The organism is Streptomyces sp. NPDC002730, assembly GCF_042888805.1.
GTDB lineage: Bacteria > Actinomycetota > Actinomycetes > Streptomycetales > Streptomycetaceae > Streptomyces.
Genome location: NZ_JBIAQG010000038.1, coordinates 1 through 10,680, shown reverse-complemented (window position 1 = coordinate 10,680; position 10,680 = coordinate 1). Strand labels below are relative to the sequence as shown.

Annotated in this window: 6 protein-coding genes and 1 pseudogene; 6 read left to right on the top strand and 1 reads right to left on the bottom strand. The window is 67.5% G+C overall.

Translation table 11 applies throughout. From position 1 onward, the window contains the following. Window positions 1-663: 663 nt before the first annotated feature. From ACFYXH_RS41835 to ACFYXH_RS41810, 6 genes are all read left to right on the top strand, one after another. Window positions 664-1,725 carry a 3-oxoacyl-ACP synthase III family protein gene (locus tag ACFYXH_RS41835; protein WP_389574950.1) on the top strand — a complete coding sequence of 354 codons (1,062 nt, stop codon included), beginning with the start codon at window positions 664-666 and terminating at the stop codon, window positions 1,723-1,725. A 2-nt stretch (window positions 1,726-1,727) separates the two neighbouring features. Then, window positions 1,728-2,651: a hypothetical protein gene (locus tag ACFYXH_RS41830; RefSeq protein WP_389574947.1), complete on the top strand. Its 924-nt coding sequence runs from the start codon at window positions 1,728-1,730 to the stop codon at window positions 2,649-2,651. Then, entirely contained in the window at window positions 2,648-4,654 is a 2,007-nt protein-coding gene (locus ACFYXH_RS41825; RefSeq protein WP_389574945.1) for a fatty acid CoA ligase family protein, read from the top strand. Before ACFYXH_RS41830 ends, ACFYXH_RS41825 begins: the two co-directional genes overlap by 4 nt. A 292-nt stretch (window positions 4,655-4,946) precedes the next feature. Then, on the top strand, window positions 4,947-5,987 hold the full coding sequence (locus ACFYXH_RS41820; RefSeq protein ID WP_389574943.1) for an NAD-dependent epimerase/dehydratase family protein: 1,041 nt from the start codon (window positions 4,947-4,949) through the stop codon (window positions 5,985-5,987). Between the two features lie 376 nt (window positions 5,988-6,363). Continuing rightward, on the top strand, window positions 6,364-9,150 hold the full coding sequence (locus tag ACFYXH_RS41815; RefSeq protein WP_389574940.1) for a non-ribosomal peptide synthetase: 2,787 nt from the start codon (window positions 6,364-6,366) through the stop codon (window positions 9,148-9,150). Further along, window positions 9,147-9,875, top strand: a complete 729-nt coding sequence (locus tag ACFYXH_RS41810; RefSeq protein ID WP_389574938.1) for a formyltransferase family protein — start codon at window positions 9,147-9,149, stop codon at window positions 9,873-9,875. The genes ACFYXH_RS41815 and ACFYXH_RS41810 overlap by 4 nt, the downstream gene beginning before the upstream one ends. Here the strand turns inward: ACFYXH_RS41810 and ACFYXH_RS41805 are convergent. Then, window positions 9,856-10,680, bottom strand: a pseudogene (locus tag ACFYXH_RS41805) (hypothetical protein); the annotation flags it as partial. The gene ACFYXH_RS41810 and the pseudogene ACFYXH_RS41805 sit on opposite strands and share 20 nt — an antisense overlap.

The window sequence follows — 10,680 nt, the reverse complement described above, 5'->3', positions numbered from 1 at the left end:
GGAGCTTCGTTGCGTAGGTGTCGGCCAACCAGCACAGCGTCACGCAGCCGTGACCAGCACACATCCATGATCACCCGGACTTTGAAACCGCCCTGGGCCATGCCTGCGGCTGCACCGACACCGCACCCTCCCACCCGCAGCCAGGCACGATCACGACCGGCCGCAACGACTACAGCCACAATCCCAGACCAAGATCGAATTAGCCATCAGGATCTGCGGTTGGATCCGCTCCGGCGCGGCCCTCTCGGTGTCGGTCAACCCCGCCGCCTTGCGTGTAACTCACAGTCAGGGCTGCCCGTGCAGCCCAGCAACTGCAGGCGAACGGCACCGACATCGCCCGGTCAAGAAGGTCATGTCGAGGTTCACGGCACGGTGACTGGCGAGTCGTCAAAGATGCGCCAGGTGGCGGATGTTAGCCCCGTTCCGCCTCCTCGAGACTTTGGACCACACGCACTCCGGGGCGCGAAATCCCCTGGAGTGCTGTTCTATGTCGGGAAGCACGAGGTAGATCGTGAGCGGCTTAGCTAGTTCCAGGCCAGCGTTGCGGAAATTCCTGCCGTCCTCCCCTGCGATATCAGTCATCCATTTGGTGGTAGCACCGGCCCAAGGCCGGGCTGCCCTAACATGAACTGCGGGCCCTGCGGGACCCGCGAAGAGGTAACCATGCCGACAAGCACGCGAAGTAGCCGCTTCGAAGCGTTGGGGGCGTATCTGCCTCCAACCATTCAGCCGACATCCGATCTGGTTGCCCAGGTGACCGGCGTGCCGGAGCTGGAACTTGAGCGGATCACGGGGATTGCGGAGCGCCGGGTGTCCGATCGGCGTCCGGAGGCGGGGGAGGACTCCTTTGGTCTGGCCCTTCGGGCGGCGCGTGACGCGCTGCGCACTTCCCGCTATGAGGCGGCAGAGCTGGACGTGGTGATCTCGACGTCCATCAGCCGTTGCAAGGACGGCAGCCACTACTATTTCGAGCCCTCCTTCGCAGGAATGCTCGCCAGGGAGTTAGGCGCCCGCTCGGCGATCCACTTCGACATGTCCAACGCCTGTGCCGGGATGATGACTGGCGTGTACGTGCTGGACAGGATGATCAGGGAGGGCGTGGTCCGCAATGGTTTGGTGGTGAGCGGGGAGCAGATCACCGCCATCGCGGAAACGGCCGCGGCTGAGATGACTGACTCCTACGATCCGCAGTTCGCTTCTCTGTCGGTGGGCGATTCGGCGGCTGCGGTGATCCTTGACGTTGCAGTGGACGACGCCGATCGGATCCACTATGTCGAACTGATGACGTGCTCCGAGTATTCGCATCTGTGCCTGGGCATGCCGAGTACTCGGACCCCGGGCATAGCCCTCTATACGGACAACAAGCAGATGCACACGCAAGATCGCCTGATGCTGTGGCCGCGCTTCCACGGGGATGTGTTGGCCCAGAGGGGGAGCGACTTCGTCAGCGAGAAGTTCGACTACATCGTCCAGCACCAGGTGGGCACCCGCTTCATCGAGTTCGTCAACCGGACCGGTGAAGCGATGTTCGGCGCCCCCATGCCGCAGTCGCTGTCAGTAGTGGAGCAGCTCGGAAACACGTCGACGACCTCCCACTTCTTGGCGCTGAGCCATCACCTGAGGGCCGGGACCGCCAGCCAGGGTGCCAAGTTCCTGCTGGTGCCTGCCGCCTCCGGCGTGGTTGCCGGTGCGCTGTCCGCGACGATCTCGAACATGGGGGTGTGACCATGGGTACTGTCATCACGGCCGCTGCGCAGGCAGCACCGCAGACAGGGTATGCCGCTGCCAGTTCCGTGCAGCTCGCTGCGCAGGCGGCGCGGCAGTGTCTGACGGATGCGGGGCTGACGCCGGACGAGGTCGGTGTGCTGATCAATGTGGGTGTCTATCGTGAGTCCAACATGATGGAGCCCGCGATGGCGGCATTGGTGCAGAAGGAGGTAGGTATCAATCTGGACTACCTTGCTCGCCCCGTTCCCGGAGCCGGATTCTCCTTCGATCTGATGAACGGCGCCTGCGGGGTGCTCAATGCCGTGCAGGTGGCCCAGGGGATTCTGGGCACTGGTGGCACTAGCCGGATTCTGGTGACCGCTGCGGATGTCCATCCCGGGGGGCGGGCCGACCAGGACCGGAACTACCCGTACGCGGACTTGGGTGCGGCGTTGCTGCTGGAGCGCTCCGTAGAGCCGGGTTCGGGTTTCGGTCCGGTCCGGGTGCGGGGAGCTGACGGGCCGGTGGGCGCTGCCGGCTACCTTGACGCCGCTGTGATGGGGACCGACGGGCGCAGGGAGATCACCGTGCGCAGGGACCCGGACTGGACGGAGCGGCTGCTGGAACTCGCTGCTGGCGTGGTCGGCGACTACGTCCGGGAGGAAGGCGTGGCGCTGGATCGTACGTTTGTGGTGTGCAATGAGCCGGCGGTCGGCTTCGGGGCCGAGTTGGCCGAGCGGCTGGGGGTTGACTCGGCAGCCGTTGTAGCGGTGGGGGCGGAGGGGCGTGGCGAGCCGCACACCGCCGCGCTCGTGCTCGGGTACTTGCAGGTGCTTCAGTCGGGGCTGCCGGAGGGGTATGAGGAGATTCTGTTCGTCTGTGCGGGTGCTGGTCTCAGCGCTGCTTGTTCGAGGTACCGTCCTGCGGGAGCGGTGAGGGCATGACGTTCCTGACGGAACTCGGGCTCGATCCCCGGGCAGGGCTTGCCGATTACCTGGAGTGCAACGCCCGAGCGTTACCCGGCAAGATCGCGATTGTTTACCCGGACGGCCGCGAGTGGGACGGCAGTGTGCGTTACGGCGAGCTGTCCTATGGCCAACTTCAGTCGCAGGTGGAGCAGTTGGGTGCTGGCTTTGCCCGCATCGGCATCACCAAGGGTATGAAGACTGTGCTGATGATGGCCCCCGGTCCTGACCTGTTTGCGGTTGTCTTTGCGCTCTTCCGGATCGGCGCGGTACCGGTCGTGGTGGACCCGGGGATGGGCGTGAAGCGGATGCTGCACTGCTACCGGGCGGTCGGCGCCGAGGCGTTCATCGGACCGCCGGTAGCGCACGCGGTGCGCATGTTCAGCTACCGCTCCTTCGCGGGTGTCCGGATCCACGTGACGGTGGGGCGCCGCTGGTTCTGGGGCGGTGAGCCCCTCGACCGGCTCCGTTGCGGCGCGGTGGCTGGCGGCAGTGACCTGCCGGGCGGCGACGACCTGCTCATGATCGGCTTCACCACGGGCAGCACGGGACCGGCCAAGGGGGTCGAGTACACCCACCGGATGGCTGCCGCCATGGCGCGTCAGATCAACGCGGTGCACGGGCGTGGCCCTGATGAGGTTTCGCTGGTCACCATGCCCTTGTACGGGATATTCGACCTCCTCTTCGGCTCCACTCTGGTGCTCGCGCCGCTTGCTCCAGCCAAGGTCGCCGGGGCCCGCCCCGACCTTGTGGCGGCGGCCCTGGCCCGGTTCGAGGTGACCAGCATGGCCGCTTCCCCGGCTCTGCTGCGGGTGGTGGGGGAGTATCTGGCCCGGCACGCAACAAGGTTGCCGGCGCTGCGGTGCGTGGTTGCGGGCGGCGCCCCGGTTCCCCCGGATGTGGTCGCCGTGCTCCGTGCGGCGCTGGATGAGCACGCCGAGATCCATATCACCTATGGCGCGAGCGAGGTGCTGCCGATCTCGTCCATTGAGGCCGGCGAAGTTCTGGGTGAGACCGCCGCGTTAAGCGCGCTGGGCGCAGGCACGTGTGTGGGCCGTCCGACGGTGGACGCCGAGGTACGGATCGTCCGTGTCACCGATGAGCCGCTGCCGCTGTGGGATCACGGCCTGGCTGTGGCTGCCGGTGAGGTCGGCGAGATCGCCGTCGCGGGACCGGCGGTCAGTCCCCGTTACCATGCCGCGCCCGCCGCGGACGCGCAGCACAAGATCCGTGAGGAGTCAGAAGGCGGGCCTCCCCGCCTGTGGCACCGTACCGGTGACCTCGGCTACCTGGACCATACGGGCCGACTGTGGTTCTGCGGTCGCCGTACCCAGCGGGTACGCACGGCTGAGGGAGAGCTGCACACCGTCCGCTGTGAAGGTGTGTTTCACGCACACCCTTTGGTGCGGCGCACCGCACTGGTGGGAGTGGGGGCACCAGGTGCTCAACGGCCCGTGGTGTGCGTGGAGACCGAACCTGGTGTCAGTGACGAGCAGTGGCAGGACATGCTGCCGGAATTGCGGCAACTGGCCGCCGGACAGCGGGTGTCCAAGGGGCTGACGGAGTTCCTGCGCCATCCGGCGTTCCCGGTCGACGTCCGCCACAACGCCAAGATCGGCCGCGAGCAGCTCGCCCGCTGGGCTTCACGGAAACTGGGAGCGGGCGCGGGCAGGTCACGTGGCCAGTGGGCGCTGCGCGCCTTCCCGCTGGCCGGGTGGGCATACTTGCTGACCGGTCTGGTTCACCCGTTCGACCAGCCGGTGCTGGTGGCCGTGTGGTGGATCAACGTGCTCCTGAGCGTGCTCGTGCATGGCGCCCAGATCCCCTGGGCCATGCCGCGCGGCCGGGCAGCGGGGTACGGCGCGGCGGCAACGGCGGGCCTGACCATGCTCTACGGGGCTGCCTGGTGGCGACTGCTCCCTGAGGCCGGCACCTATGCCGCACCAGGCCGAAAGGCGACGGCGTCGGCTTCACGGCGCTGAATCGGCAGGACACAGGATATTGAGCTGGTCCTTCATGCTGAGTTCCAGCTCGCGTCGGGCCCTGGGCGTGGTGCCGGTTGCAGCTGCCGAAGGGCAGCTGTGCACGGGCAGGGTGACACCTGCCCACGTCACGCCCAGGGTCCCGGTGACACCCGTCCCTGCCAGAAGATCCCAATGTCCCGGGCAAGTAACCGGCCCGCGGAGCAGATCGGCTCTCTTCGCGGGCTGCAGCCCCAAAGAACCGATTCCTTCCGGTCGTGAAACGTCCGGGCTTCATCGAGAAGGAGTTTCAGTGAAGGTCTTGGTGACCGGCGCGTCCGGATTTCTCGGCGGCCACCTGGCAGACGGTGCTGTGCGGGCGGGTCACGATGTCCGCGTCCTGGTTCGGCGCAGCAGCGACATCACCCGGCTGCGCGTCCCTGGCCTGGAGCTGGTGTACGGCGACCTGGCGGACGAGGAGTCACTGCGACGCGCCGTCCAGGGCGTGGATGTCGTCCACCACAGCGCCGCCCGGGTCGTCGAATTCGGCACCCGAGCCCAGTTCTGGGAAGCCAACGTGGCGGGCACCGAGCGGCTGATGGCGGCTGCCCGCGCCGGTGGAGTGAGCCGTTTCGTCTTCATCAGCAGTCCCAGCGCACTGATGGAGGTGGGCCAGGGGGACCGGCTCGGCATCAACGAGACCACCCCCTACCCGCAGCGTTACTACAACCTCTATTCACAGACCAAGGCCCTGGCCGAGCAACTGGTGCTGACCGGAAACGCGCCGGGCTTCACCACCGTCTCACTGCGCCCCCGCGGCATCTGGGGCCCTCGCGACCACTCCGGATTCCTGCCGCGACTGGTCGCCAAAATGGTGGCCGGCAAGCTGCCGGACATGTCAGGCGGCAGGCGGGTACAGGTCTCCCTGTGCCACTGCTACAACGCGGTAGCGGCGTGTCTGCTGGCGGCCAACGCGCCGGCCGAGCAGATCGCCGGCAAGGCGTACTTCATCGCGGATCGCGAGACCACCGACGTCCGTGCCTTCCTGCTCCGACTGGCCGCCCTGTTCGGTGGGCAGCCGCCGACACGCACAATCTCACCGCGCCTGAGCGACGCCCTGGCCGGAGCCATCGAGTTGATCTGGAGGGTGCCGGCGCTCGCGGCGGGCAAGGAACCGCCGCTGAGCCGCTACACGGTGGCGTTGCTCACTCGCTCGGCTACCTACGACACGAGCGCGGCCACCCGCGACTTTGGCTATGCGCCGGTGATCGACCAGGACAGCGGGCTGCACCAGCTCCTGGCGTGGGTCGAGTCGATCGGTGGCACACAGGAGTTCCTGCGCACCGTGCGCTGAGCCGCTCATGAACCGTCGGGCCACGGCCTCAGGCAGGGCTGGCCCGCAGATTGCCAAACCATGTGAGGAGCGATGAGGAAGAGTGAACGACCACTACGCAGCAGGTCGCCCCAGCGGGCGGCTAGCAGGCACGGTAAGCGCCGTCGGTCTCCGAGACCGGTTCCAGCGTCCGGTATCCGCGAACGAGTGGCTGTATCTCGCGGCGCGCAGTGCGTCACCGTTTGTCATTCAGTTCATCGTCGAAGGCACCGGCACGATTGCCTACGGCGCTCTGCGCCGGGCTGTCGATCAGGCATCCGATGCCTGTCCCGGGGCCCGACTGATACGCCGTGACCGGATATGGGTGGACAGCGGCCGGTCGCCCGCCGTCCGGCCGGTGGACAGCCTTCGTACCGACCTGGACGCGCACCTGGACCCCACTGCGGGTCGCGGCTGCGAGGTCGCCCTGGTCGCCGGCCCGCGACCCACCGTAGTGTTCCGGGCCCACCACGCGGTGATGGACGGGCGTGGCCTGCTCAGCTGGGCCTCCGACGTGTTCCGGGCGCTTCGGGGAGAGGAACCCGTCGGAGCTCCCTCGCCGCTGTACGACCTCGCGCTGCTGGGGGAGTTGACCGACAGTTCGGGAGTGGCCCGACGCGAACGGCAAATGGCGAACTGGCGCTCTCCGCTGGCCAGGTGGGGGAGCGGCACGGGCCGTGGCGCCGACCGGTGTGCCGCGCACTGGGTGCGGCGCACGGTGGACGGCGCCTACCCGGGTCTCGTCGCGAAGACCGCGGCCGCGATCGCGGACTTCAGCGGCGCAGCCACCCGGGTGATGGTGCCGGTGGATCTACGTCGGCACCGCCCCGACCTGCGGTCCACAGCCAATCTTAGCTTGCCGGTCTTCGTGGAAGGCCGACCGGGAGAACCCTGGGAAGCGTGGCACGAGCGGTTGTTGCAGGCGCTCGTCGACGGCCGCGAATTGGCAGCCGGGGAGGAGACAGCGCTGGCGCGGCTGCCGCTGGGAGTGCTCGGCCCGCTACTTCGGGCCACCGACAGAGCGACCTCAGCCCTCGGCCGTTACCCCTGTTCGGCCCTGGTCAGCCACCTTGGCCGGATCGAGCCGAAGGACCTGCGGGCGCCGGGCTTCGAGGCCGAGACCGCCTACTCGCTCCCGGTCCAGGTGCCGTTCACCCCGGTGTCCTTCACGGCGCTCGAGTTCGGCAGCCACACCCAGCTGGTGATGTCCCACCCAGGCCGCCTCCGAGGTGACACGCGGGGGGCGGACGCCCTTCTGGCCACCGTGTGCGAGGTGCTCTCGCCCGCAGCCAGGCGCGGCCCCCTGACCGCAGGCCCGCAACGAACCGAGGAGCCAGCGACCCTCACCGCGATGCTGCGGCGTCAGATAGAACGCACTCCAGACGCGGTGGCACTCATCGGACGCGAGGGGCCGATCAGTTACGCCGAACTGGACCGGCGCTCCGACGTCGTGGCCGCCGCGCTGCGCGCCCGGGGGGCGGGGCGCGGCGCGGTCGTGGGACTGCTCGCCGACCGATCCGTCGCTGCCCTGGCCGGGCTGTGGGGAGCCTTGAAGGCCGGCGCCGCGTACCTGCCGCTGGATCCGAACCACCCGCCGGCGCGGATCGCCGCCGTGCTGGCCGACGCCGGGGCGGCCCTGTGCCTGGTCGGCGAGGAGCACAAGGCGCTGCCGGGCCACGACGTCCCGGTTCTCGTCCTGGACCGCCTGCCGACGGACGGCGCGGAGCCGGCTCCTGAGACCACGCTTCCCGACGACGTCGCCTACGTCATTTACACCTCCGGCTCGACGGGCCGGCCCAAGGGCGTATTGGTTGAGCATCGCGCCCTGGTAGAGTACACGCACTGGGCGACGGACCGCTACGGCGTCGATGCTTCGACCCGCTTCGGGCTCTTCACGTCCCTGGCCTTCGATCTCACAGGAACGGCAATCTTCCCCCCACTGCTCGCGGGTGGCAGCATTGCCTTGGTACCTGGAGAGGCTGGTCGCCACAACCTCACGGAACTGCTGACCCAGCTGGGCGTCAACGCCCTCAAGCTCACCCCGGCACATCTCGAATTGATCTGTGCGCTCGATGTCGGACCACAGAATTTCCGGGTGCTTGTTGTTGGTGGGGAACAGTTACGGGGTCCGGTGGCCGCACAGGCGCAGCTGGTGTTCGGGCCCGGCTGCCGGGTCGTCAACGAATACGGGCCAACCGAAGCGACCATCGGCTGCGTGATCCACACCTTCGATCCGCAGTGTGACGCAGACTCGCCTGCAGTGCCGATAGGTGTTCCCGTGGACAACACTCAGGTCTACTTGCTGGACGCAAGCGGCCGCCCCGCCGCCCCAGGCGAGGCCGGCGAAGTCCACCTGGCTGGGGCGCAACTCGCGCGCGGCTACCTCCATCGGCCAGAGCTGGATCGCGAGCGGTTCTTCCTCCTTGCCGACGGCACCCGGGTGTATCGCACGGGCGATCTGGCCCGGCTCAGCGAACGGGGTGTGCTCGAGTTCCTGGGCCGTGTCGATGACCAGTTGTCGATCCGGGGGCACCGGATCGAGCCGGGCGAGGTCGAGGCCGTACTGGAACAGCATCCCGAGGTAGCCAGAGCCATTGTCCTCGGCAGGCCCGGCAGGCCGGACGGCGAGCCGGTGCTGTGCGCCTACGTTTCTGGTACGGCCGAACCCGACGCAGTGCGGGAGCACGCCGCCAGGCTGCTCCCGTCCTACCTCGTCCCGGCGTCCGTGCGCCTCGTCGAGGCGTTCCCGCAGACGGTGAACGGCAAGATCGACGTGCAGGCGCTCCCGGAGCCCTTCGATGACGCCCAAGTCGCCGTACGGGATGATAGACCGCAACGCGCCTTCCTGGAGCTAGCCGTTGCGGAGATCTGGTCACAGGTCCTGGGCACCGCCGATCTCCCCATCAGGCCCTCGGACAACTTCCACCACCTCGGCGGCGACTCCCTCACGCTGCTGATCATGCTGAGCCAAGTCGCCGACAAACTGGTCGGCCAGACGGGCGGGGAGGTCTTCCAGAGAGCGCTGCGCGACATAATCCGCGCCCCTACCCTGGAGCGCGTCTGCTTGGCGGTCCGCGAAGCCACAGACCCGGACACCGCCGTGGAGGACACCACCGAGCCGCACCGTCCCAAGGACCGAACATGATCTTCGTTGGCAACGGCTCCCTGTTACGGCGGGCCGTCGACTTCGCACTCGCCGCAGGACACCGCGTGGACCTGGTTATCTCCGACGATCCTGCTGACGGAGCAGCGACGGTGCCCGTGGCCCCGTACCTGTACACCACTGACGTCAATGTGCATGCGGACCGGCTGGCTGCGCAGTGTACGGACGGGATTGTCTGGTCCATCAACAACCGGATGATCTTCCGGGCTCCGGTCCTCGACTCAGGTCTGCGCGTGTACAACGTCCACAACGGCCTGCTTCCGCAGCACCGTGGCCTGTCCTCCGTCGCAGTGCTGTTCGCCCTGCTTCATGGCCACACCGAGTACGGCGTCACGCTGCACAAGGTCGACCGAGGGATCGACACAGGCCGGGTACTGGCAGAGCGTCGCTTCCCCATCGGCCCCGACGCCCGGTACCACGAAGTCTTGCTACGCGGGGTGCAGAACTGCCACCGGATCTTCGAGAGCAATCTCCAAACTGTGGCCGGCGGGGAGTGTCTACGGAGCGTCACGCCAGGTGCGGCCGCCGACAGCGCAGCCGAGCACGGCTACTACGGACTGCGCGCACTGAGCGAGCTCGGCCGGTACATCTGCCATCCGGCTTTCGCCCGAGCCACCGATCTGGGCGTCGTTGCTCCGTTCGTACCGGAGGTGGACGCAGCCCTCGCGCGGGCGCTGAAGAACAAGCCTAGCCGCTGCAGCCGGTGACGATGATGGGGCTGCGGAGGCAGTTGGTGGGGGTGTTGCCGGTGATCGGTGAGAGGGTGTCGATGGTGAACTCTTGGTTGGTCCAGATGCCTCCCGGTGCCGGGGTGTTGGGTGCGGTGTTGTTGGTGACGGGGGTGTTGGTCAGCGAGAAGGACAATGACTCCGTGTTGTAGATGCCGGCGGCGAAGGATCCCGTACCGCTGACCTTGTTCCCGGTGACGGAGGAATTCTCCAGGGCCACGGTGCTTCCGCTGCCTGAGCGGATGCCGCCGCCGGTGGAGTAGGGGCCGGAGGCCAGGTTCCCGCTGACGATGCTGCCATTTCGCAGGGTGAGGGAGCCCTCGGAGACCGAGATGCCTCCGCCGAACCCTTCTTCACCGATGACTGTATTTCCGGTGACTTTGGTGTTGTCCAGCACCGTGGTACCAAGGACTTCCATACCGCCTCCGTCGGGGCCGCTCGCGTCGGTGGCGGTGTTGCCCGCGACCGTGGAGTTCGTAACGGTGAGGTCCCCAGTGCTGTAGATGCCTCCGGCGAATCCGGCGGTGACTCTGTTGTCGGTGATGGAGCTGCCGGTGATGGCGGCGGTGCCGCCGTCCAGGTCCAGACCACCTCCATTGTTGATGGCGGTGTTGTTCTTGATGGTGCTCCCGCTGACGGTGAGGGTGTCGGCGCCGAAGTCGGTGTTGATACCCCCGCCGGATACGCCAGCCCTGTTTCCGGACACTGTCGTGTTGGTGATGGTGACCTGCCCCAGAGCGTTGATGCCCCCGCCCTGGTCACCAGAAGCGTTGTCGTTGACGAG

Bases quoted from the DNA above. Each gene is read 5' to 3' on its own strand.
- ACFYXH_RS41835 (WP_389574950.1), top strand. From the start codon at position 664: ATGCCGACAAGCACGCGAAGTAGCCGCTTCGAAGCGTTGGGGGCGTAT.
- ACFYXH_RS41810 (WP_389574938.1), top strand. From the start codon at position 9,147: ATGATCTTCGTTGGCAACGGCTCCCTGTTACGGCGGGCCGTCGACTTC.
- ACFYXH_RS41825 (WP_389574945.1), top strand. From the start codon at position 2,648: ATGACGTTCCTGACGGAACTCGGGCTCGATCCCCGGGCAGGGCTTGCC.
- ACFYXH_RS41830 (WP_389574947.1), top strand. From the start codon at position 1,728: ATGGGTACTGTCATCACGGCCGCTGCGCAGGCAGCACCGCAGACAGGG.